19 protein-coding genes and 1 pseudogene are annotated in these 23,585 nt (G+C 57.5%); 6 read left to right on the forward strand and 14 right to left on the reverse strand.

Annotated features, from left to right (window positions below; genetic code table 11):
• Positions 1-12: 12 nt before the first annotated feature.
• From ACDO57_RS05180 to ACDO57_RS05200, 5 genes are read right to left on the reverse strand one after another with little or no spacing between them, the layout of a single operon-like run.
• A complete protein-coding gene (locus ACDO57_RS05180) occupies positions 13-1,170 on the reverse strand; it encodes a branched-chain amino acid ABC transporter substrate-binding protein (protein ID WP_370883619.1) in 1,158 nt (385 codons plus the stop codon).
• 28 nt (positions 1,171-1,198) lie between these two features.
• Positions 1,199-1,918, reverse strand: coding sequence for an ABC transporter ATP-binding protein (locus tag ACDO57_RS05185; protein WP_290093096.1), 720 nt, complete (start codon positions 1,916-1,918; stop codon positions 1,199-1,201).
• On the reverse strand, positions 1,911-2,678 hold the full coding sequence (locus tag ACDO57_RS05190) for an ABC transporter ATP-binding protein (protein ID WP_370883620.1): 768 nt from the start codon (positions 2,676-2,678) through the stop codon (positions 1,911-1,913). The genes ACDO57_RS05185 and ACDO57_RS05190 overlap by 8 nt, the downstream gene beginning before the upstream one ends.
• Positions 2,675-3,781 (reverse strand): branched-chain amino acid ABC transporter permease, encoded by a 1,107-nt coding sequence (locus ACDO57_RS05195; protein ID WP_061715066.1) that lies wholly within the window; start codon positions 3,779-3,781, stop codon positions 2,675-2,677. The genes ACDO57_RS05190 and ACDO57_RS05195 overlap by 4 nt, the downstream gene beginning before the upstream one ends.
• A gap of 8 nt (positions 3,782-3,789) precedes the next feature.
• Entirely contained in the window at positions 3,790-4,740 is a 951-nt protein-coding gene (locus ACDO57_RS05200) for a branched-chain amino acid ABC transporter permease (protein ID WP_032647388.1), read from the reverse strand.
• Positions 4,741-4,910: 170 nt separating this feature from the next.
• Here ACDO57_RS05200 and ACDO57_RS05205 point away from each other — a divergent pair, with 170 nt between their 5' ends.
• A complete protein-coding gene (locus ACDO57_RS05205; RefSeq protein WP_061715067.1) occupies positions 4,911-5,855 on the forward strand; it encodes a LysR substrate-binding domain-containing protein in 945 nt (314 codons plus the stop codon).
• A 49-nt stretch (positions 5,856-5,904) separates the two neighbouring features.
• Here ACDO57_RS05205 and ACDO57_RS05210 read toward each other — a convergent pair whose 3' ends face one another.
• Both ACDO57_RS05210 and yddG read right to left on the reverse strand, forming a co-directional pair.
• Complete coding sequence (locus ACDO57_RS05210; RefSeq protein ID WP_024909569.1) at positions 5,905-7,014, reverse strand: porin OmpC; 1,110 nt, start codon at positions 7,012-7,014, stop codon at positions 5,905-5,907.
• Positions 7,015-7,645: 631 nt separating this feature from the next.
• On the reverse strand, positions 7,646-8,524 hold the full coding sequence (gene yddG / locus ACDO57_RS05215) for an aromatic amino acid DMT transporter YddG (protein WP_248271968.1): 879 nt from the start codon (positions 8,522-8,524) through the stop codon (positions 7,646-7,648).
• A 221-nt stretch (positions 8,525-8,745) separates the two neighbouring features.
• Between yddG and fdnG the strand changes: the two genes are divergently transcribed.
• The 3 genes from fdnG to fdnI are packed head-to-tail and all read left to right on the forward strand — an operon-like array spanning position 8,746 to position 13,338.
• Positions 8,746-11,793: a formate dehydrogenase-N subunit alpha gene (gene fdnG / locus ACDO57_RS05220; RefSeq protein WP_370883621.1), complete on the forward strand. Its 3,048-nt coding sequence runs from the start codon at positions 8,746-8,748 to the stop codon at positions 11,791-11,793.
• 11 nt (positions 11,794-11,804) lie between these two features.
• Positions 11,805-12,689, forward strand: coding sequence for a formate dehydrogenase subunit beta (gene fdxH / locus ACDO57_RS05225; RefSeq protein WP_090416827.1), 885 nt, complete (start codon positions 11,805-11,807; stop codon positions 12,687-12,689).
• A complete protein-coding gene (gene fdnI, locus ACDO57_RS05230) occupies positions 12,682-13,338 on the forward strand; it encodes a formate dehydrogenase-N subunit gamma (RefSeq protein WP_032645492.1) in 657 nt (218 codons plus the stop codon). The genes fdxH and fdnI overlap by 8 nt, the downstream gene beginning before the upstream one ends.
• Before the next feature lie 58 nt (positions 13,339-13,396).
• Here fdnI and ppk2 read toward each other — a convergent pair whose 3' ends face one another.
• The gene (ppk2, locus tag ACDO57_RS05235; RefSeq protein ID WP_032647376.1) at positions 13,397-14,239 is read right to left on the reverse strand and encodes a polyphosphate kinase 2; all 843 of its coding nucleotides are present in this window, start codon (positions 14,237-14,239) and stop codon (positions 13,397-13,399) included.
• A 167-nt stretch (positions 14,240-14,406) separates the two neighbouring features.
• Between ppk2 and ACDO57_RS05240 the strand changes: the two genes are divergently transcribed.
• Together ACDO57_RS05240 and araJ are read left to right on the forward strand one after the other, a co-directional pair.
• Positions 14,407-15,051: a Qnr family pentapeptide repeat protein gene (locus ACDO57_RS05240; RefSeq protein WP_208762909.1), complete on the forward strand. Its 645-nt coding sequence runs from the start codon at positions 14,407-14,409 to the stop codon at positions 15,049-15,051.
• Positions 15,052-15,171: 120 nt separating this feature from the next.
• A pseudogene (gene araJ / locus ACDO57_RS05245) lies at positions 15,172-16,348 on the forward strand (MFS transporter AraJ).
• Positions 16,349-16,354: 6 nt separating this feature from the next.
• Here the strand turns inward: araJ and ACDO57_RS05250 are convergent.
• Genes ACDO57_RS05250 through ACDO57_RS05275 form a run of 6 tightly spaced genes read right to left on the reverse strand, consistent with a single transcriptional unit; the run spans position 16,355 to position 23,469 of the window.
• Positions 16,355-17,446 carry an alkylhydroperoxidase domain protein gene (locus ACDO57_RS05250; protein ID WP_024909560.1) on the reverse strand — a complete coding sequence of 364 codons (1,092 nt, stop codon included), beginning with the start codon at positions 17,444-17,446 and terminating at the stop codon, positions 16,355-16,357.
• A gap of 10 nt (positions 17,447-17,456) precedes the next feature.
• Positions 17,457-18,446 carry a putative FMN-dependent luciferase-like monooxygenase gene (locus tag ACDO57_RS05255; protein WP_048992319.1) on the reverse strand — a complete coding sequence of 330 codons (990 nt, stop codon included), beginning with the start codon at positions 18,444-18,446 and terminating at the stop codon, positions 17,457-17,459.
• Complete coding sequence (locus tag ACDO57_RS05260) at positions 18,443-20,050, reverse strand: dipeptide ABC transporter ATP-binding protein (protein WP_370883622.1); 1,608 nt, start codon at positions 20,048-20,050, stop codon at positions 18,443-18,445. The genes ACDO57_RS05255 and ACDO57_RS05260 overlap by 4 nt, the downstream gene beginning before the upstream one ends.
• Positions 20,050-20,898, reverse strand: coding sequence for an ABC transporter permease (locus ACDO57_RS05265; protein WP_248271974.1), 849 nt, complete (start codon positions 20,896-20,898; stop codon positions 20,050-20,052). Before ACDO57_RS05265 ends, ACDO57_RS05260 begins: the two co-directional genes overlap by 1 nt.
• Positions 20,895-21,839, reverse strand: a complete 945-nt coding sequence (locus ACDO57_RS05270; RefSeq protein ID WP_208762903.1) for an ABC transporter permease — start codon at positions 21,837-21,839, stop codon at positions 20,895-20,897. Before ACDO57_RS05270 ends, ACDO57_RS05265 begins: the two co-directional genes overlap by 4 nt.
• A gap of 10 nt (positions 21,840-21,849) precedes the next feature.
• Complete coding sequence (locus tag ACDO57_RS05275; RefSeq protein ID WP_248164737.1) at positions 21,850-23,469, reverse strand: TIGR04028 family ABC transporter substrate-binding protein; 1,620 nt, start codon at positions 23,467-23,469, stop codon at positions 21,850-21,852.
• Between the last annotated feature and the right edge of the window lie 116 nt (positions 23,470-23,585).

Here is a 23,585-nt window from a genome sequence, read left to right on the forward strand (position 1 = left end):
TGCCTCGCTGCGTTACTTCGCTTTTGCGCCGCCCAGCACGGTCTGCGGCTGCCATTTGCCGTCGACCACCTTGTAGACCGTGAACGACGGCGATTTCAGGTTGCCCTCTTTATCAAACGCGATCTGCCCGGTGACGCCGGAATAGCTGATGGCGCGCAGGGCAGGCAGATACGTGGAAGGCTCAACGGAGTCTGCTTTTTCCATCGCCGCAACCAACACGCGGGTGGCGTCATAGGCGAACGGGGCGTGCAGTTCGATATGGGTGTGGTAGCGGGACTGGTACGCCTGCTCGAACGCTTTGCCGCCCGGCATCTGGTCAACGGGCAGACCCGGCTCCAGCGCCACAACACCTTCGCCTTCTTTCTGCGCCAGCTTGAGGAACGTCTGGCTGACGAATCCGCCTGCGCCCATCAGCGTGGCATTCATGCCCAGCTGTTTGATGCGACGCGCCAGCGGTGCGGCCTGGCTGTCGACGCCGCCGAAGAAGATCAGATCGGCGTTTTTACTGCGGATGGCGGTCAGTACGGCGCTAAAATCGACCGTTTTGTCATCCACGTACTGACGATCGACAATTTTCACGCCCTGGGCTTCCAGCGATTTAATAAACTGGTCTGCAAGCCCCTGACCAAATGCGGTACGGTCGTCGATCACCGCAATGCGTTTGGCTTTCAGCGTATTCACCGCGTACTGACCGGCAAACTGACCGCCGTCATCGTCGTGTCCCATCACGCGGAAGCTGGTATCAAAACCTTGTTGCGTATAGGCGTGACCGGTCGCGACCGGTGCGACCTGGGCGATGCCCGCATCGTGATAGACACGTGCGGCAGGAATGCTGGTACCGGTGTTCCAGTGACCGACGACGCCCGCCACGCCGCTATCCACCAGACGCTGCGCGACGGCCACGGCGGTGCGCGGATCGGACTGATCGTCTTCGGACTGCAGTTTGAAGGTCACCGCTTTGCCGCCGATGGTCGGGTGCTGCTTGTTAATGTCGTCAATGGCCAGCTGCGCGCCGTTCTCCAGATCTTTACCGATACGGGCAGATGGGCCGGTCAGCGGCCCCGCCAGACCGATGACCACGGTTTCGCTGTCAGCGGCCCACGTGGCCGTCGAGGCAAAGCTGCCGAGGAGGATAGCGGCGCTGAGCGCACTGATTTTTACTGTTTTCATTGTATTTCCCTGATGTTGGCTGGTGTGGTTAAACGGGCATTTCGCCCAAATAAATCTGTGCAATCTGGTCGTCATTGAGCAGCGCTTTCGATTCGCCATGATGAACAATGCTGCCGCTGTCCATCACCCACGCGCTGTCGGTGACTTCCAGCGCGAGACGGGCGTTTTGTTCGATGAGCAGCAGGGCAACGCCGCGCTCGCGCAGGCCGGCAATGACGGCAAAAATGTTTTCAACCATCTTCGGCGCGAGGCCCATCGACGGCTCGTCGAGGATCAGCAGACGCGGGCGGCTGAGCAGGGCGCGGTTTAGGGCCAGCAGCTGTTGCTCACCGCCGGACAGCAGGCCGGCAAGCTGGTGCTGGCGTTCGCCCAGGCGCGGGAAGCGCTCGAAAATCTCGTTCATTTCGCGATTAACGGTGACGGTGTCACGTCTGAGCCAGGCGCCCATCTGCAGGTTTTCCAGGACCGTCATGCGGGAGAAGATCCCGCGGCCCTCCGGGACCATCACCAGTCCGTCGCGCAGTAGCGCCTCGGGCCTGTGTCTGCGGACGTCTTTACCGCGGAATTCAATACTGCCGCTAAAGCTTTCCAGCCCGGTAATGGCGCGCACGGTGGAGCTTTTCCCCGCGCCGTTAGCGCCGATCAGCGTCGCCTGTTCACCCTCGTGCAGGGTAAAAGAGACATCCCGGACGGCCTGAATACCGCCGTAATGCACATCCACACGTTCCACCTTCAGTAATTCAGACATGGGCGTTGCCTCCAAGCCAGGCGGCGATCACTGCCGGGTCTCGACGTACGTTCTCCGGCGTGCCGCTGGCAAGCGTTTTGCCGTAATCCAGCACCGTCAGGCGATCGCAGATGCCCATCACCAGCTTGACGTCATGCTCAATCATCAGCAGGGTTTTGCCGTCATCGCGCAGGCGGATTAGCAGCTCGCCGAGCGCCACTTTTTCCGCTGCGTTCATCCCGGCGGCGGGTTCGTCCAGCGCCAGCAGCAGCGGATCCGTTGCCAGCGCGCGGGCAATCTCCAGACGGCGTTGATGACCATAGGCCAGATCGCAGGCGCGGTAGTGGGCGAACCTGGCAATGCCGGTGTACTCCAGCCAGTGCCAGGCCAGTTCCCGGGTCTGCCTCTCTTCCTCGCGAGCGCGTTTGTGACGGCTCAGCGCGGCCCACAGGCCGTTACGGGTGCGCACGTGGCGACCCACCATCACGTTTTCCAGCACCGACATGTCGTTAAAGAGGCGCACGTTCTGAAACGTGCGGGCAATCCCGGCGGCGGTGACTTTCTCAATGTGCTTTGGGAAATAGGGCTTGTCGGCAATCGAAAATTCACCGCTGTCCGCCGGATAAAGCCCGGTGATCAGGTTAAAACAGGTGGTTTTTCCCGCCCCGTTAGGACCAATCAGGCCATAGATCTCACCCTTGTTCACGGTAATCGAAACGTCATCTACGGCAGTCAGCCCGCCGAAGCGTTTTGACATGTTGCGTACGGTTAACAGGCTCATGCTTTCACCTCCTTGTGGCGTACCGGCCAGATGCCTGAAGGACGCACCAGCATCACCAGCACCAGCGCCAGGCCGTAGAACAGCTGACGCAGCACTTCCGGGTCAATCATTACCGTACCGAACAGCGCCTGCTGAACCGGCGCTGCCTGACTGCGCAGCAGTTCCGGCAGGGCGGTGAGCAGTATCGCGCCCAGGATCACGCCAGGAATGTGTCCCATACCGCCCAGCACCACCATCGCCAGCACGGCAATGGACTCCTGTAACGTGAAGGATTCCGGGGAGACAAAGCCCTGAAACGCGCCGAACAGGGCACCCGCCACGCCGCCAAACGAGGCACCCATCGCAAAGGCCAGCAGCTTATAGTTACGCACGTTGATGCCCATCGCGCGGGCCACATCCTCATCTTCACGGATGGCGTGCCAGGCGCGACCAATACGGGAATGCTGCAGGCGCAGGCAGACAAAAATAATCGCCACAATCACCAGCATCAGCAGGTAGTACCACAGCCACAGCGCGGGCACTTTGAAACCAAACCAGTGGTATACGCCGCTGAACTTCAGGCCGAACAGGTTGAGCGTATCCACCCCGGTAATACCCTTCGCACCGTTGGTGATGTTCACCGGTCGGTCGAGGTTGCGCATCAGAATGCGGATAATTTCGCCAAAGCCGAGGGTTACTATCGCCAGGTAGTCCCCGCGCAGCTTCAGCGTAGGAGCACCGAGTAAAATGCCGCAGACCGCCGCGACGAGCGCTGCCAGCGGAATAATCAGCAGATATGAGGTGTGCAGCCCGTCCGGGAACCAGACGCTGAGGACAGGAAATACCGCCAGCAGGTGTGGGGAGGCCATCAGTGCCGCAAGGTAGGCGCCGACCGCGTAAAAGGCGATAAAGCCCATGTCCAGCAGGCCGGTATAGCCCACCACAATATTGAGCCCGAGTGCCAGCATGATGTAGAGCAGGGCGAAGTCGATCACACGTACCCAGTAGTTGCCGCCAAGCTGCGTGGCCACCACGGGAGCAACCAGCAGCGCGAGGCAGAACAGGACCATGCCTGACCAGAATTTGCGCGTCGTCGTCGGGGCCTGAAGTTGAAGTGTTGTCATGGTATTCCTTACGCCCTGTGCGCCACGCGCTCGCCCAGCAGGCCTGCCGGACGGAAGACCAGCACCAGAATCAGGACCATAAAGGCAAAGACATCCTGATAGTTGCTGCCAAAGACGCCGTGGGTGAGTTCCCCCAGATAACCTGCGCCCAGCGCTTCGATAATGCCGAGCAGGATCCCGCCAATCATTGCGCCACGAATGTTACCAATGCCTCCCAGCACGGCGGCGGTAAAGGCTTTGATCCCCGGCAAAAAGCCCATTGAGAAGCTGGCGTTGCCGTAGTTGCTGGCCATCATGACGCCTGCCAGCGCGGCAAACACGCCGCCAATGGCGAACGTCAGGGTAATAATGGCATTGGGGTTAACCCCCATCAGCGTGGCCACGCGCGGGTTTTCCGCCACGGCGCGCATGCCGCGGCCCAGGCGGGTGTATTCCACCAGCAGCCACAGGCCGGTCATCACCGTAAGCGCCAGCGCCACGGTAACAATGCCGGTGACGGTCACAATCGCAGGGGGATGCAGTTCACTTCCTGCCGTCACGGCGATCGGATCCATGGGCAGGATCTGCGGGAACATCAGCGGGTTACGCGTCCAGATAATCATCGCCACGGTTTGCAGCAGGACCGAGACGCCGATACCCGAGATCAGCGGTGCCAGGCGCGGGGCGTTGCGCAGTCGACGGTAGGCAAACCGCTCCACGGCCATTGCCAGCAGGGCGCAAACGGCCATGGCAATCACCAGGGCAACACCAAGCTGCAACAGCAGCGGCATGTGTGGAAAGGTGGTATTCAGGGCGTTAATGGCGGAAAGCGTGGTGAGCGCACCGACCATCAGAATATCGCCGTGAGCAAAATTAATAATGCGCAAGATGCCATACACCATGGTATAGCCCAGCGCGATCAGCGCGTAGATGCTTCCCAGCATCACACCGTTGATCAGTTGTTGTATGAGTGTATCCAACGTCTGTACCCGCAAAGTGCTGTTTCTGCGGCTACCATCCAATAAATGAATTAAATTGTAAAATACACATATATTATTTCTTATGATAAACCGGCATTGCTTTATCTTAATGATTTGTATAAAGATAATGTAATAGCGTTCCCGGCTAAAAAGCCTAAAGAAATCAATATATGAATAAAACAGAACAATCGGCAGATTTGTCCGCGTATGCAGACAGTCGCATGGCAAACGATCCTCCGCTTCGGGCTGTCCGTGCCTTTGAGGCCATCGCCCGGCTGGGCAGCGTCACGCTGGCCGCGCAGGAGCTGGATATCTCTCCGTCGGCGGTAAGCCATCAGCTCAAGGTGCTCGAAGGATACCTGCAAATGCCGCTGACGGAACGTCAGGGGCGCAGGCTGGTGCTGAGCCAGCACGGACGTGAATATTACCGCTCGATCCGCGCGGCGTTTAACGTGCTGCGCCAGGCAACGGAGCACCTGGCGGAGCAGGCGCAAACGCGTCAGGTCACCATCAGCCTGATCCCGCTTTTTGGCATGGGGTGGTTCATCCCACGTTTACCTGCGTTCATGCGCGCCAATCCCCAAACCGAGATCAACGTGGTGTATGCCAACCACCGTAACTATCTGAGCGACGCGTCGGATATGTCGATTCGTTTTGGCAACGGGCAGTGGGCGGGCTATCAGAGTGAAAAGCTGATTTCCGGTCAGATGGTGCCGGTGTGCAGCCGTGCGTTTTTGCGTGTTCATGGCCACATCGACACGCCTGAGCAACTGCTGCAAATGCCGCTGTTGCACGATGAAGAGCGTACGAGCTGGACGCAGTGGTTTTTGTTGCAGGGGGTAAAACGTCCACTCCGGCGCAGCGGCCCGCTGTTTGAAGACGGACTGTTGACGCTGGCGGGCGTACAGGCTGGTCTGGGCTGTGCGCTAATGCGTGAGCCGCTGATTGCGCCGTATCTTGAGAGCGGCGAGCTGGTGAAGATATTTGACTTACCCATTGATGACGGGCGCGACTATCACCTCTGCGTGCGTTCAGATTCAGAGATGACCGAGGACGGCAAGCTGCTGCAAACCTGGCTTCGTTGGGCGGCGAACGGAGAGTCGTCAGCCGGATAGGAAGATAAAAAAAGCCAGCTTGTTCAGCTGGCTTTTGTAGTGACAATATTTAGAACTGGTAGGTCAGACCCAGCGCCACGATGTTGTCTGTACCGATGCCTGCCTGGCGAGTGAACTTGTTGTCGTCGAGCAGGTTGATTTTGTAATCCACGTAGGTGGACATGTTTTTGTTAAAATAATAGGTCGTGCCAACATCGATGTATTTAACCAGATCCTGGTCGCCGAAGTTTTCGATGTCTTTGCCTTTAGACTGCAGGTAAGCGATGGATGGACGCAGGCCAAAGTCGAACTGATACTGAGCCACAACTTCGAAGTTTTGCGCCTTGTTTGCAAAGCCGTAGATGTCGGTACGCTTGTTGTTAGAGGTACCGAAGCGGGTTGCGTTATAGGTCTGAGAGTACTGCGCCGCGAGGTAAACGTTGTTCGCGTCGTATTTCACACCACCGCTGTATACTTCAGCGCGGTCGCCTTCACCGTATACGCCAGCCGCATTCTGGTCAGCGGTACGACGGGAAGAGGACATTGCACCACCTACGCTGAAGCCTTCGCCCAGATCGTAAGTCAGGGATGCGCCATAGCCGTCACCGTTCTGGTTCAGCAGGCTGCGACCGCTGGTGTTTTCACCCTCTACGCTGCCGTTTTTGCCCTGATACTGCAGAGCAAAGTTCAGGCCGTCCACCAGACCAAAGAAGTCCTGGTTACGGTAGGTCGCGACGCCGTTAGCACGTTGCTGCAGGAAGTTGTCAGCGCCGTAGGTATCGCCGCCAAATTCTGGCAGAACGTCTGTCCAGGAAGTTACGTCGTAGATTACGCCGTAGTTACGACCGTAATCAAAGGAGCCTGCTTCAGCAAACTTCAGACCTGCAAACGCAACACGGGTCCAGGACTTGTTGTCGCCTTCTTCCTGGTTGCCCTGAATCTGGTATTCCCACTGGCCGTAGCCGGACAGCTGATCGTTAACCTGGGTTTCACCCTTGAAGCCGATACGCATGTAGGTTTTATCGCCATCTGCGCCTGCGTCATCAGAGAAATAGTGCAGACCTGTTACTTTACCGTACAGATCCAGCTTGTTACCGTCTTTGTTGTAAATTTCGGCAGCGTTAACAACGCCTGCTGCCAGCATGGAAGTGACTGCCACTGCAACTAATTTAAGTTTCATCTTAAATGTTCCTTATAATTTTTTTTCAGTATTTCCTGAACCACTGTGAACGATTTCTAAACGAGGCTGCTCGTCAATGGCATGCTATTTTTAAAAATCTCGTAGTCTTATTTCAATAATAAGTTTCAAATTATTAAAGGTAATTTCAATTAGTGTGATCTCGATCGTGTGAAAAGGCGCTTATTCAAACAAAGCGCCCGAATTTTATACGATTATTAATTATGTTATCTGCGGGACTATTGCCATCGCTATAATTTCTGTGAGTTTTAGTATATTAAGTTAGATTTCGGTATTCCCGATGCGTAGAGGGGGGTGTCATTAGTTTTTGGGCTTAATAACAGTGAGTTAGGTAAGGGTTTAAACGTATATTGCGAATATTTGCATGGATGTGTCAGAATTGAATTATTACATTCAATGCTATCCATAGTGTTAATATTCATGGTTGACTAGTTTCATGTCGTTGTCAGTTTGTGTCAATTATCTTGTTGAACGTTTACAGAAGGTGCCAAATATAAACCGAAATTAAACAGACATCCTATTATTAGGATAAATATTCTGAGCTGCGATCACACTTTAAATTTATGTTAATTATGTTGCCGGGTTGAAATTTACCCGGCCGTGCGAGAAAGCATTATTTTCTTGTTGCGTACCAGCAGAGTAACGACCCGGCGCAGACCATCAGGGCGCCTTGCCAGAACGAGAATGAGAGGGGGGAACTCAGCACTGCGGCGGCAAGCGCGGCTGAAAGGACTGGGGTAAAATAGGATACGGCAGCCAGAACCGTGACGTTACCGTGCAGGATGCCAATATTCCATGCGGCGTACCCAAACCCAAGGGCAATGCCGCACATGACGAGTTTCACCACTACCGGAAGCGTGAACACCATTTCTGGCTGATCGCTCAGGGCATATTTCACCCACAGACTCAGCGCGGTCAGTAAAACAAACAGGGTGATGCCGTTTTGTCCTTTCGCAAATTTGCTGGTGACCGTGCAGTAGGCGGCCCAGATAAAGGCCCCGGCAAACGCCAGCGCGTAGCTCAGCGGGCTGGAAACGATATTGCGGGTTATTTCATCAAGATATAAACCCTGTTCACCGCCCAATACCCAGCAGACGCCCAGCAGCGATATGACCAGGCCGGGGATCACCCACAGGGTGGATTTCTGTCCGTTGAACAAAATGGCAAACACAATGGTCAGGCTTGGCCAAAGGTAATTCACCATACCGACTTCAATCGCCTGCGATCGCGTTGCGGCATAGCCCAGCGACAGCGCCAGGCATATTTCGTAGCTGACAAATAAAACGCTGCCCGCAATAAGATACCGCGGCGAGAACCGTCTGATATCAGGAAATCCTACCGTCACCAGACACAGTAATCCGCTGAGGGTGTAGATCATCGCCGCACCGCCTACCGGCCCCAGTCCCTCACTCACGCTGCGAATAAGGCCGACCATGGTGCTCCATAACAGTATTGCCGCCAGCCCAATAAGCGTTGCCTTTTTTCTGTCCATTACTTCGCCATTGCAATAAAAATCAAAGGAAAAATGTATCGCATTACGCCTGTCGCTGTCGTGAATTATTCTCTTAAGCCGTTAATCAAAAAGGGGTAATGAAATGTACCGGGGGTGACTATTAAGGGGGGGAAGACAGATGACCTTGATTTGACGCAAAAAAATCAGGGGCTTTGCTGTTAGTTTGCGGCGCGAAATGTTTTCAGATAACGAGGACAACGATGGACGTCAGCCGCAGACAATTTTTTAAAATCTGCGCGGGCGGTATGGCCGGAACAACGGCAGCCATGCTGGGATTTGCTCCCAAAATGGCGCTGGCTCAGGCACGCAACTATAAGCTGCTGCGCGCGAAAGAGATCCGTAACACCTGCACATACTGCTCCGTAGGTTGTGGGCTTTTGATGTATAGCCTGGGCGATGGCGCAAAGAACGCCAGAGAAGCGATTTACCACATTGAAGGGGACCCGGATCATCCGGTTAGCCGCGGGGCGCTTTGCCCGAAAGGGGCGGGGCTGCTGGACTATGTTCACAGTGAAAATCGCCTGCGCTACCCGGAATACCGCGCGCCGGGTTCTGATAAATGGCAGCGAATCTCCTGGGATGAGGCCTTCTCCCGTATTGCCAAATTAATGAAAGCCGACCGCGACGCCAACTTTATTGAAAAGAACGCGCAGGGCGTAACGGTTAACCGCTGGCTCTCCACCGGGATGCTGTGCGCGTCTGCGGCGAGTAATGAAACCGGCATGCTGACGCAAAAATTTGTGCGCTCTCTCGGCATGCTGGCGGTAGACAACCAGGCGCGCGTCTGACACGGACCAACGGTAGCAAGTCTTGCTCCAACATTTGGTCGCGGTGCGATGACCAACCACTGGGTTGATATCAAAAACGCGAACGTCGTGGTGGTGATGGGCGGTAACGCCGCTGAAGCCCATCCGGTGGGGTTCCGCTGGGCGATGGAGGCGAAAAACAACAACGATGCGACGCTTATCGTCGTCGATCCGCGCTTTACGCGTACGGCATCGGTGGCCGATATCTATGCGCCAATCCGCTCCGGTACGGACATTACGTTCCTGTCCGGCGTGCTGCTGTACCTGATCGAAAACAACAAAATTAACGCGGAATACGTTAAGCACTATACCAACGCGAACCTGCTGGTGCGGGATGACTTTGCCTTCGATGACGGACTGTTTAGCGGTTATGACGCCGAAAAACGGCAGTACGATAAGTCCTCCTGGAACTATCAGTTCGATGAAAATGGCTATGCGATGCGTGATGAAACCCTGACGCACCCGCGCTGCGTATGGAACCTGCTGAAGCAGCACGTTTCCCGCTATACGCCGGACGTGGTGGAAAACATCTGCGGCACGCCGAAAGCGGACTTCCTGAAGGTATGTGAAGTGCTGGCCTCCACCAGCGCCGCCGACAGAACCACCACGTTCCTGTACGCGCTGGGCTGGACGCAGCATACCGTTGGCGCGCAGAACATCCGCACCATGGCGATGATCCAGCTGCTGCTCGGCAACATGGGCATGGCGGGTGGCGGCGTGAACGCGCTGCGCGGTCACTCCAACATCCAGGGGCTGACCGACCTCGGTCTGCTCTCGACCAGCCTGCCGGGCTACCTGACGCTGCCGTCTGAAAAGCAGACGGATCTGCAAAGTTATCTGGCGGCGAATACGCCAAAAGCGACGCTGCCGGACCAGGTGAACTACTGGAGCAACTATCCGAAGTTCTACGTCAGCCTGATGAAATCCTTCTACGGCGACGCGGCGCAGAAAGAGAACGACTGGGGCTTTGAGTGGCTGCCGAAGTGGGACCAGGCTTACGACGTCATCAAGTATTTCAACATGATGGATAAGGGCAACGTCACGGGCTACATCTGCCAGGGCTTTAACCCGGTGGCCTCCTTCCCGGACAAAAACAAGGTTGTGCGTAGCCTCAGCAAGTTGAAGTACATGGTGGTGATCGATCCGCTGGTGACCGAGACCTCCACCTTCTGGCAGAACCACGGGGAATCGAACGATGTCGACCCGGCATCGATTCAGACCGAAGTGTTCCGCCTGCCGTCCACCTGTTTTGCCGAAGAGGACGGCTCGATAGCCAACTCCGGCCGCTGGCTGCAGTGGCACTGGAAAGGCCAGGACGCGCCGGGCGAAGCGCGCAACGACGGCGAAATCCTTGCCGGGATTTACCATCGCCTGCGCGAGATGTACCGAACCGAAGGAGGCAAAGGCGCTGAGCCGCTGCTGAAGATGAACTGGAGCTACAAGCAGCCGGATCGTCCCGAGTCTGAAGAAGTCGCGAAAGAGAACAACGGCATGGCGCTGGCGGATCTCTATGATGCTAACGGCAATCTGGTGGCGAAGAAAGGCCAGCTGCTGAACAGCTTCGCGCTGCTGCGCGACGACGGCACGACGGCGTCGTCCTGCTGGATCTACACCGGCAGCTGGACGGAGCAGGGTAACCAGATGGCCAACCGTGACAACGCTGACCCTTCCGGGTTGGGCAATACGCTGTGCTGGGCATGGGCGTGGCCGCTGAACCGTCGCGTGCTGTACAACCGCGCGTCTGCAGACGTAAACGGCAAGCCGTGGGATCCGAAGCGCATGCTGATCCAGTGGAACGGGGAGAAATGGACGGGGAACGATATCCCGGACTACAACACCGCCGCGCCGGGCAGCAACACCGGGCCGTTTATCATGCAGCCGGAAGGGCTGGGACGCCTGTTTGCGCTCAACAAGCTGGCGGAAGGGCCGTTCCCGGAGCACTACGAGCCGATGGAGACACCGCTGGGCACCAACCCGCTGCACCCGAACGTGGTCTCCAGCCCGGTGGTGCGTATCTACGAAGACGACGCGCTGCGTCTGGGCAAAAAGGACAAATTCCCGTACGTGGGGACGACCTATCGCCTGACCGAGCATTTCCACACCTGGACCAAGCACGCGCGGCTGAACGCCATCGCGCAGCCGGAGCAGTTTGTGGAGATCAGCGAGACGCTGGCGAAGGCGAAAGGTATTGCCAACGGCGACCGCGTGAAGGTCAGCAGCAAGCGCGGCTTTATTCGCGCGGTGGCGGTGGTGACCCGTCGTTTGCAAAGTCTGAACGTGCATGGTCAGCAGGTGGAAACCGTCGGTATCCCGCTGCACTGGGGCTTTGAAGGCGTGGCGCAGAAAGGCTACATCGCCAATACCCTGACGCCAAACGTCGGCGATTCCAATTCGCAAACGCCGGAATACAAAGCGTTTCTGGTCAACATCGAGAAAGCGTAAGGAGCGATTCAATGGCGATGGAAACACAAGACATTATCAAACGCTCCGCGACTAACCCGATAACGCCCGCGCCTCGCGCGCGGGACTACAAGGCAGAAGTCGCCAAGCTTATCGACGTCTCCTCCTGCGTGGGCTGCAAGGCCTGCCAGGTGGCCTGCTCGGAGTGGAACGATATCCGCGATGAGGTGGGGCACTGCGTGGGTGTCTACGACAATCCGGCGGATCTGAGCGCCAAATCCTGGACGGTGATGCGTTTTAGCGAAACCGACCAGAACGGCAGGCTGGAGTGGCTGATCCGCAAAGACGGCTGCATGCACTGTGAAGATCCGGGCTGTCTGAAGGCGTGCCCTTCAGCGGGTGCGATTATTCAGTACGCCAACGGAATCGTCGACTTCCAGCAGGACAACTGCATCGGCTGTGGGTACTGCATCGCGGGCTGTCCGTTCAATATCCCGCGCCTCAATAAAGAGGATAACCGGGTATACAAATGCACCCTGTGCGTGGACCGCGTCAGCGTCGGGCAGGAGCCTGCGTGCGTGAAGACATGTCCCACCGGGGCGATCCACTTCGGCACCAAAAAAGAGATGCTGGACGTGGCGCAGCAGCGCGTCGATAAGCTCAAAGCGCGGGGCTACGACAAAGCGGGCATTTACAACCCGCAGGGCGTGGGCGGTACCCACGTGATGTACGTGCTGCACCATAGCGACCAGCCGGAGCTGTACCACAATCTGCCGAAGGATCCGGCGATCGACACCTCCATTAACCTGTGGAAAGGGGCGCTTAAACCGCTCTCAGCGGCGGGCTTTATCGCGACCTTTGCGGGGCTGATTTATCACTACATCGGTATTGGGCCAAACAAAGAGGTGGATGACGACGAGGAGGAGCATCATGAGTAAGTCGAAAATGATAGTGCGCACGAAGTTTGTCGATCGCGCCTGTCACTGGACGGTGGTGATCTGCTTCTTCCTGGTGGCGGTGTCGGGGATTTCGTTCTTCTTTCCGACGCTGCAGTGGCTGACCGAAACCTTCGGTACGCCGCAAATGGGGCGCATTCTGCACCCATTCTTCGGCGTGCTGATCTTTGTGGTGCTGATGTTTATGTTCGTGCGTTTTGTTCATCACAACATCCCGGACAAGCAGGATATCCCGTGGGTTAAAGGGATTGTTGAAGTCCTGAAAGGTCACGAGCATAAAGTGGCGAAGGTGGGGAAATACAACGCCGGCCAGAAGATGATGTTCTGGACCATCATGAGCATGATTTTTGTGCTGCTGGTGACCGGAGTCATTATCTGGCGTCCGTACTTTGCCCACTACTTCCCGATTCAGGTGGTGCGTTACGCGCTGCTTATCCACGCCACGTCGGCCATCATCCTGATCCACGCCATCCTGATCCATATGTATATGGCCTTCTGGGTGAAAGGCTCGATTAAAGGGATGATTGAAGGGAAGGTGAGCCGCCGCTGGGCGCAGAAGCATCATCCGCGCTGGTATCGTGATGTGGAGCGTCTGGAAGCGAAACAGGAAAGTACGGAAGGATTGAAGTAAACCCTGCGCCGTCGGCTCTGCCCGGCGGCGCTGCGCTTGCGCGGGCCTACTCTTCAAATCAAAACCGCTCTTCCACATAGCGGAACGGATATTTTGTGGGTTTGACTTTGCCGATTTTGCGTTTCGGTAAATCCACCTTGTCTACGTGTATTTCTTTATACGGGATCTGCGAAAGCAGGTGCGAAATAATATTCAGTCGCACGCGTTTTTTATCTTCTGAACGTGCCACAAACCACGGCGCCCAGGCGGTATCGGTGGCTTCAAACATAGCGTCGCGCGCGAGGGTATACTCGTCCCACAGGTTAAAGGATTTAATATCCATCGGCGATAGCTTCCAGATCTTACGACCATCGTTAATACGGTCGCGCAGGCGACGCTCTTGCTCTTTAGGCGTCACCTCCAGCCAGTACTTCAGCAGGATAATCCCGGCATCGACCATCGCTTTTTCCATCACCGGTGCGCCATCCAAAAATTTCTCCACCTGTTCCTCCGTGCAGAACCCCATAACCCGCTCAACGCCCGCGCGGTTATACCAGCTGCGATCGAATATCACGATCTCGCCTGCCGAAGGCAGGTGCGGCACATAGCGCTGGAAGTAGAGCTGGCTTTTTTCTTTTTCAGTTGGGGCAGGGAGCGCAACAACGCGAAACACGCGAGGGCTGACGCGCTCGGTGATCGCTTTGATGGTGCCGCCTTTACCGGCACCGTCGCGTCCTTCAAAAACAATACACACTTTGAGTCCTTTGGCGACGACCCACTGCTGGAGCTTAACCAGTTCAACGTGCAGGCGACGAAGTTCTTTTTCGTACTCTTTGGTCTTCAGCACGGGTTTAACCACGCTATCTACACTCGCTTTGGTCACGGTCACTGCTTTGGTTTTATTCTGTTTTGCGTTTCCCATGATAATCCTCATCTCCGGAACGTGTGATGTGCTTAGAAGGAACTAACACTTTGAAGTGTAATGCTGAGTGGAAATCTCAGCGGACTTTTTTCGCAGTCAAGACTTTCTCTTTCGCGAATCGCTGGTTAAAATGATTAAAAATAACTGTATAAATATACAGGATTGTTATGACATTGATTGTTGAAGGCGAAAAAATTGGACGTAACCGTTTTACCGGTGAAAAGATTGAAAATGCTGTTTTTCGTCATTGCGATTTCTCTGGCACAGATTTGACCGGCACAGCATTTATCGGTTGTCAGTTTTACGATCGTGAACGCCAGATCGGCGGAAATTTTAGCCGGGCGCAACTTAAGGACGCGATCTTCAAAAGTTGCGATTTATCCATGGCTGATTTCAGAAATGCGAATGCCTTAGGCATCGAAATCCGTGAATGCAGGGCGCAAGGGGCTGATTTTCGCGGTGCCAGTTTTATGAACATGATCACCACGCGTACCTGGTTTTGCAGTGCTTATATAACAAAAAGCAACCTGAGCTATGCCAATTTTTCGAAGGTGGTTCTGGAAAAATGCGAGTTGTGGGAAAACCGCTGGAACGGCGCGCAGATCCTGGGGGCAACTTTCAGTGGTTCGGATATGTCAGGCGGCGAGTTTTCTTCATTTGACTGGCGTGCAGCAAATTTCACACACTGCGATTTAACCAATTCGGAACTGGGTGAACTGGACGTGCGTGGCACTGATCTACAGGGCGTTAAGCTGGACAGCTATCAGGTGTCGCAAATTATGGAACGCCTTGGCATCGCGATTATCGGCTGACAATATTCACAGCCTGCGCTGTATAAATGGATTAACGTGTCAGTCTGCCAGTTTGAACTGGCTCACCATACAAGATTATTCAATAATGCCCGCTGCGAGTGATTAACCCGTGGTTGAGATATGAAAAAGACAATATTATCGTTGGCGCTTGGCACATTTGGCCTGGGCATGGCTGAATTTGGCATCATGGGGGTATTAACTGAACTGGCACATGACACCGGTATTTCGATTCCCTCCGCCGGGAATATGATCTCGTTTTATGCCTTCGGCGTGGTGATTGGCGCCCCGATTATGGCGATGTTCTCAGGCAAGTTCTCGTTAAAAACGACGCTGCTGTTTCTGGTTGCCCTGTGCGCGGTTGGGAACGCCCTGTTTACCATTTCAACATCATATTTCTGGCTGGCGACGGGACGCTTAATTTCCGGTTTTCCGCACGGCGCGATTTTCGGCGTCGGGGCGATTATCCTCTCTAAAATTGCGCCGCCGGGGAAGGTGACGGTCGCAGTGGCGGGAATGATCGCCGGGATGACCGTGGCCAACCTGGTAGGCGTCCCGCTCGGCACCTGGCTGGGGCACCAGTTCAGCTGGCGTTATACCTTTTTCCTGATTGCGGTGTTCGACGCGCTGGTGATCCTCTCGGTTCTGCTCTGGGTGCCGGACATCCACGACACATCAGAAATCAAATTGACCGAGCAGTTCCACTTTCTGAAAAAACCAGAACCCTGGCTGATTTTTGCCGCCACCATGTTTGGCAACGCCGGGGTGTTCGCGTGGTTCAGCTTCGTTAAACCGTTTATGGTCAACGTTTCAGGCTTCACCGAAGGCGTGATGACGATCATCATGATGCTGATGGGGCTTGGCATGGTGCTGGGCAACCTGTTGAGCGGCAAACTCTCGGGGCGTTTTAGCCCGCTGCGCATTGCGGCGACCACCGACATGGTGATTGTCGCCTCGCTGCTGCTGCTTTTCGCCTGTGGTGAACTCAAAACGGCCTCGCTGATCATGGGCTTTATCTGCTGTGCCGGGCTGTTCGCGCTCTCTGCGCCGCTGCAGATCCTGCTTCTGCAAAATGCGAAGGGCGGCGAGATGCTGGGGGCGGCCGGGGGGGCAGATGGCGTTTAATCTCGGCAGCGCGATCGGGGCGTACTTTGGCGGGATGATGATTACCCTCGGCTTTAGCTGGCGCTACGTCACGCTGCCTGCGGCGATACTCTCGTTCTCGGCCATGAGTGCACTGTTGATCTACGGTTACCTGCGGGCCAGACGGGCTCAGGCTAACGCTCGCGCGCTAGCCTGATTGAAGTCAGGCAAGCCAGGGCTCGCCCAGGGTCAGCATCAGGCGGTTGGCCCAGGCGAAGAACGCGGCGGACTGCACCAGATCAAGCTGGGCTAAGGTGTCCAGCCCCTCTTTTTCCAGCGCGGCAAGGTGTAGCGGCGTGGCCGCAGGCGGGGTAACCGACAGCGCTGCCGCAAAATTAATCTCCGCCTGCCAGCGCGCAGATTGTCCCTCGCTCAGGGATTGTCCTGGACGCACGGCCAGCAGGGCCTCTACCGCCGCGTCATCCTTTGACAGCTGGCTGGCTTTCCGCGCATGGACAGATGCGCAGTAGATGCAGCCGTTAATTTTACTGGCGACCGTTGCGGCCAGCTCGCGCTCGGCGCGCGGCAATCCCCCCGGCGTATAAAAAATCCCTTTATCCGTTAGCGTGCGCTGTTCAAGCACCGGCAGGTTGCGCCCCAGCAGGCGGAAATAGTCGGAATCGGTGTGGCCAAACTTCGCCAGTATAGCAACCTCGTCATCACGAAAATCCGCCAGCGGTTTGGCGGCGATCCACGGCTCCCAGCCCAGTTCCTGCTGGGTAAACGCGACGGGAGCCGCCTTCCCGGTGGCCGTGGTTGCGGTCGTGTGCCAGACGCCTGCCGCCACCGGCGCTTCGCTTTTGGCGACGGGTTTGTCGTTCAGCAGCCGCAGCCCGGCAATCAGTCGGCTCTGGAAGCTGACAAACGCGATAAGCTGCGCCAGGGTCACGATACCTTCCTTGCTCCATCCCGCCTGGGTCAGCGCCCTTAACGATGTCGGCGTGGCTTCGACGGGGGAGAAGGTCAGCAGGCGCGCGAAATTGAGCGCCGGGGTCAGGCGTTCAGAGGTCGGGTCGGCCAGACCAAACCCCGCATAGTGCGCGGCCAGCGCCTCCGCGTTGTGCCACCTGGCGACTTTTGCCGCGACGGCGAAGCGCTCGTCCAGCGCAAAATCGCTATCCTGCTGGGTAAATAAGATTTCGTAGCTGCCCTGTGCGTGGCGCGTGGCGGCGTCCCGCGTGGCGCGCGCCTCTGCCAGAGGGGAACCGGGTTTAATTTCCGCCAGCTCGGCGAGAATGTCGTGACTTAATGACATAGGTATCTCCTCAACGTATATGGGGGGCAATATGTTCAGCGATCAGTTCGATGGAGCGCAGGGTGTCTCGATGGGTGGGCTCGACCGAATGGACCTGGAATGAGATGTCCGTGGCGCGCCGGAGAACGGAATCGGCCTGCAGCGAGCGCAGCACCGTCTCGGGCGAACCGATATGGGCGTCGAACTGGTGACGAAAATCGGTGACGGTGTCACCTTTAACCGCGTGCCCGGCGGCGCGATGCTGCTGGGCTTGTTTCGTCAGACCCGGTGTGGCGACCTTGAGCGCATAGTCGTCGCTGTCGGCGACGAATGCCGTACGGGAAGCCAGAATGCGCGGTGCGATGCCCGCGGGCAGCGCCTCAAGGTAGGCATCCACAATAGGGTTCTGGATCGCGTCGAGCGTTAAATCCAACTGGTCTGCCGGGCGCGGCTGCGTGCGGGAGAGCATTAAACCGTGTCCGGCCCGCGCGGCGCGAACGGCACCGTCGACCGAAAAGGTGGCAATCCAGATACGGTCGGCAAGCTGTGGCGCAGGCGGGTAAAGGTGGTTATCCGGATGGGTGAGCGAATCCCCGCGCCAGGCGCTCTGGATCACATGCAGATGGTCGGCAAAGGCCGCGCCGCGCTGTTCAAACGTCAGTCCGAACGGCAGGAAAGAGGTCGGCGTGCCGCCCGAACCAAAACCGACTTCGAGACGTCCATCGGCGAGTAAATCCAGAACCGCGGCGTCTTCCGCCACGCGCAGCGGGTTTTCCATCGGCAGGGTAATGATGGCCGTCCCCAGCCGAATGGTTTCGGTATGTGCCGCTACGTGCGCCAGAAACAGCAGCGGCGAAGGCAGTCCGCCTTCAGTTTCGTGAAAGTGGTGCTGCGCAATCCAGGCGCTGTCAAAACCGTGGCGTTCGGCGTGGCGGATCTGTTCAGTTGCCAGACGATAGCGCTCCTTCGGCGTGGCGTCGTCAAGCAGGCGGGTGAAAAATCCCAGGCGTTTTCGCGTCATGCGAACTCCTCCGTAGCGGGTGAAAAATGGGGAATGGCGTCAATCAGCTCGCGGGTATAATCGTTCTGCGGAGATGCGAATAAGGTTCCGACGTCGCCCTGTTCGACCACCTGACCGCTGCGCAGCACCGTGACGCTGTGGGCGATCCGGCGGACGGTAGACAGATCGTGCGTGATGAACAGGTAGGTTAATCCCAGCTGCTGCTGCAACTGCTGAAGCAGAGCCAGAATCTGCGCCTGCACGGTGACGTCCAGCGCCGAGGTGGCTTCGTCCAGCACCAGAATGGTCGGCTCGAGGATCAGCGCCCGGGCGATGGCCACGCGCTGACGCTGTCCGCCTGAAAGTTCCCTGGCGGTGCGGCCCAGGAGTTCGACGGGCAGGGCAACCCGCTGGGCCACGGTCTCCACCCGAACCTTTCGCTCCGCCTTACCGAGGCGAGAAAAGTTCTTCAGGGGCTCTTCGATGATGTCAAACAGCGTCTGACGCGGGTCGAGAGAGGCAAACGGGTTCTGGTAGACAAACTGGATCTTCTGGCGCAGCTGACGACGGGCCTCGCGGCTGAGCGTGGTGGCATCAATATCATCAATAATGACCTGTCCGCTGTCGGCCTGTTCAAAACCCAGCAAAATACGGGCGAGGGTGGTCTTCCCGGAGCCGGATTCACCGACCAGCGCATGCGTACTGCCGCGCCTGACGTCAAACGTCACCCGATCCAGCGCCTGAAGCTGATGACCTTTGCCCAGCGAGAATCGTTTGCTGATGGCGCGGGCGCGAATGGCCGGTGACGCGAGCGGAAGACCTGATACCGGGGCAATGGTCAGGCGCTGGCCCTGGAGATCGCTCAGCAGCTGACGGGTGTAGGCGTGCTGCGGCGTACGGACAATATCGACGGTGCTGCCTTGCTCCTGAATTTCGCCATCGCGAAAAACCAGCAGCCTGTCCGCGCGCTGGGCGGCCAGGGCCAGATCGTGGGTGACAAACAGAACGGCAGTGCCCGATTCCCGCCGCAGGATATCCAGCAGATCGAGAATGCGTTTTTGCACCGTCACGTCCAGCGCGCTGGTGGGCTCATCGGCAACGATTACGTCCGGGCGCAGGGCAATGGCGATGGCAATCAACACGCGCTGTTTCATCCCGCCGGAGAGCTGATGGGGATACTGCGTCATGCGCTGTTCGGGGTGGCTCAGGCCGACCTTTGTCAGCAGGGTGAGCACCTGCTCGTCGCGCTCGGCGCGGGTCACTTTCTGGTGTAGCTGAATAATCTCTCCGACCTGCGCGCCGATGGTCTTCACCGGGTTGAGCGAATTACCCGGATCCTGCGGAACCAGGCTAATTCGCGCCCCGCGAAGGGTATCGAGACGCTTAGCGGACCACCGGCTAATCTCCTCGCCGTTGAGCACGATTTTTCCCGCATCGCGCCGGGCGTTATCCGCCAGCAGGCCAATGATTGCCTGTGCCGTGGTCGTTTTGCCGGATCCGGATTCACCGACAAACGCCAGCATTTCCCCTCGCCCGAGCGTGAAGCTGACGTTATGCACCACCTCTCTCCACTGGCGTGCGGTGCGGTAGCTGATCGTCAAATTTTCCACTGAGAGAACGGTCATTAGCGACCTCCGCTGAACTGTTGGCTGATACGATTGGTGGCCAGCACCACGGCGATGACGACGACGCCGGGGAAGGTGGTTAACCACCAGGCGGTAGAGAGATAGTTACGGCCTTCGGCAATCAATAAGCCCCATTCCGGCACGGGCGGCGGGGTGCCGTAACCGAGAAAACTCAGCGTGGAGAGCGCCAGGATGGCCTGACCAAACTGCAGCGTGGCAAAGGCGAGGACGGCGGTTAACGCGTTGGGCAGGATGTGTCGCCACAGCACGGCGAAAAACGTCCCGCCGCTGCCAAACGCCGCCTCGACATAATCCGTGTGCCGGATGCGCACCACTTCACCGCGCGCGAGGCGGGCGAAGCTGGCAATGGAGGCAACGCCCACGGCAATCGCGGCGTTAACGGTGCCAAACCCGAGCAGAATAATGACCGTCAGCGAGAGCAGCAGAGACGGGATGGACAACAGCACGTCGACAAAACGCATCAGCAGAGACTCGACGCGTCCGGCGAACGCCCCGGCGATGACCCCCAGACCGGTGCCCACCACCAGCCCCATCGTGACGGCAGCGAGCGCCGCGCTCAGGGAGTGGGACGCACCGTAGACAATACGGGTGTAAACATCGCGGCCAAGCTGATCGGTGCCGAGCCAGTGGCCCGCCTGAGGCGCCAGGCGCTGTGCGCCGGCGATGCCCTCAATCGGGCTGTAGTGGGTTAACAGGCCGGGCGCCACGGCGGCAAAAACGGCGAGAATAATCACCGCCCATGCCAGCCACAGTCCGGGCTGCCATTCCACTCCCTGCCACGCTGGAACGCGTTTTCGCGCGGCGGCAGCGTAATCGACCAGACTCATGATGCACCTCCGGTAACGGTTTGCAGGCGGGGATCCAGCAGAGGCATCAGCAGATCCACCAGCAGATTGATCAGGACAAAACCGAGGGCGGAAATCATCACGACCGCCTGAAGCACGGCGATGTCCTGGTTATTCACCGCCTGCTGGGTCAGCTGCCCGAGCCCGCTGCGGCCAAAAACGGTTTCCGTGATCAGCGCCCCGGCAATCAGCTCGCCCAGCAGCAATCCGGCAATATTCAGGACCGGCAGCAGGGCGTTGCCGGTAACGTGACGCCACAGGACGGCGGTTTCACTCAGCCCTTTGGCCCGGGCGACGGCGACAAACGGCTGCGTCGCCACCTGGTCCAGGCTGCGCATCAGAATTTGCGCCAGCGGGGCGGAAATCGGGATCGCGACGGTCACAATCGGCAGGATCAGCCCCTGCAGCGGCGTCGGGTTAATCACCGGAATCAGCCGCAGCTGGAAAGAAAAGAGCTGGATGAGGGCAATCCCCAGCCAGAACGTCGGTAAAGAGATAAACAGGACCGGCAGCGACTGCAGGGTATTACTCAGCCAGCGCAAACCCGGCAGGCGCGATGCAAAGGCCAGCGCAAACGCCAGCAGGACTGCGAGTACAAACGCGGGCAGGGCGAGGCTCAGGGTTTCCGGCAGATTGCTGGCAATCAGCTCGCTGACCGGCACCCCTGCCTGTAACGAATAGCCGAAATCCCCGCGCAGCATCGCCAGCAGCGTATGGCCGTATTGCTGCCACAGCGGGCTGTCCGCGCCATAGGCCACGCGCATCTCCTCGATTTGCGCCGGGCTCAAGCCCAGGTCCGGGTTCTGAAATTTAATCAGCACCGCGTCGCCCGGCAGCACCTGGAGCAACACGAACGAGAGGGTAAAGGCGGCCCACAGTACCAGCAGCCCGTGCCCAAAGCGTTGAAGAAGTGCGTGGCGCATCGTCAGCTCCTCAGTGTTTCTCAATCCACGCGCCGTAGAACGACGGGCGGCCGACCGCTTCAAAATTGACGCCTTTCAGCCACGGCGCACCGGCAAAGACCTGCGGCTCTTCGAAAATTGGAATGACGTAGGCGTTATCCAGCAGGTAGCGCTGGGCATCGCCGGTCAGCTGCAGGCGTTTTTTCGGATCGACTTCAGCAGAAATGTTCACCAGCAGTTCATTCAGCTTGTCGTCACGGAAGCTTTTGACCTTGTCGCTGGAGCCGCCTTTTTGCAGCAGCGCGTCGCGGTTAGCGGGGTAGAACATGCTTTTCACCACGTCCGGATCGGCGCGGCCAACTTCGGAGACGGTTAACGGGGTTTTCAGCGGATCAAGGTTATCCAGCGTGCGGCTGCCTGCGTCACCGGCTTTAACGCTCAGCGCCACGCCCACCTGTCGCCACTGCTGGGCAACCAGCTGCAGCACCTCTTTATTTTGTGGCTGCGGCAGGGATTCATACACCGTCAGTGCCAGCCGCTGGCCGTCTTTAGCGCGGATCCCGTCGCCACCCGCTTTCCAGCCCGCCTCGTCCAGCAGCTGGTTGGCTTTAGCCGGGTCAAAGGTCAATTTATCGCTGAGATCGACAAAGCCAGCGGCGGAATCGGCAATCACCGACTTCGCCTGCGGATAGTTGGCCGAGAAGAGGGTCTCGACCACCTGCTTTGCATTGGTGGCATGCAGCAGCGCCTGGCGTACGCGAATATCAGAGACCAGCGGGTTATCCGGGCGGAAGCTGATGCTGTCATTCACCCCGCGCGTCGGGGCGGCGTAGATTTTATAGCCCTGGTCTGTCGCCTGCTTTTCGTCATACGCCTGCACCTGGCGAATAAAGTCGGCCTGACCGGCCAGCAGGGCGCCGACGCGCACGCTGTCTTCCTGAGTCACGATAAACTTGATGCCGTCAAGATTGGCTGGCCCCTGCTGCGCCAGATTTTTGGGCCCCCACTGGTAGTCCTTACGCGCTTCCAGCGTCACTTCGCGACCCAGCTTCTCGTCCTTCACCACAAACGGGCCAGAGCCAATGATATGCCGGGCGTCACCCAGCTCTTCAAAGTTGCGCTTCAGCGTGCTGAGCGAGACCAGGCCCGACCCGATTGTGGCGGTGCCCTGCAGGAACCCAGGCGACGGTTTTTTGAAGTAGAACTTCACGGTCAGCGGATCGACCACTTCGCTGCGATCGTAGTTATTGATCACTTCTGACACCGGCAGTCGCTGCGCCTTGTTACCTAAGCCGTAGGTATCAAAGTTTTTTGCTACGGCGTTGGCGTCCAGCGGCGTGCCGTCGGAGAAGGTGATGCCGGGGCGAATTTTAAAGGTGTATTCGGTTTTATCGGCGTTGGTGGTCCAGCTTTCGGCTACCCACGGTTCCACCTGCAGCGTCTTTGGGTTCTGCCACGTCAGTTTGTCGGTGATCTGGTTCAGAATGCCGCCGTTCGGGTAAAAGCCACCGGCAGGCGGATAGAGGTTGGTGTGCGCCTGTTGCTCCAGATAAATCAGCGTGCCGCCTTTGACGGGCGCATCCGCGGACCAGGCTGCGGTTGTCGTCAGAATCAGCGCCGTCAGCAGCGGCAGACGAAATGGGGTTTGCATGGTGAATTCCTTTGTTATCTTCTTGTTAGCGTCGGATTCATCATCGGGCGCGGGGGAAAACAAGGGAACAAAGGAATTAAGATAAGGATTGCCGGAAAATGGCTATAAAAAAACCG

Origin of the sequence: Enterobacter cloacae complex sp. 2015409, assembly GCF_041365315.1 — a bacterium.
GTDB classification, from domain to species: domain Bacteria; phylum Pseudomonadota; class Gammaproteobacteria; order Enterobacterales; family Enterobacteriaceae; genus Enterobacter; species Enterobacter pseudoroggenkampii.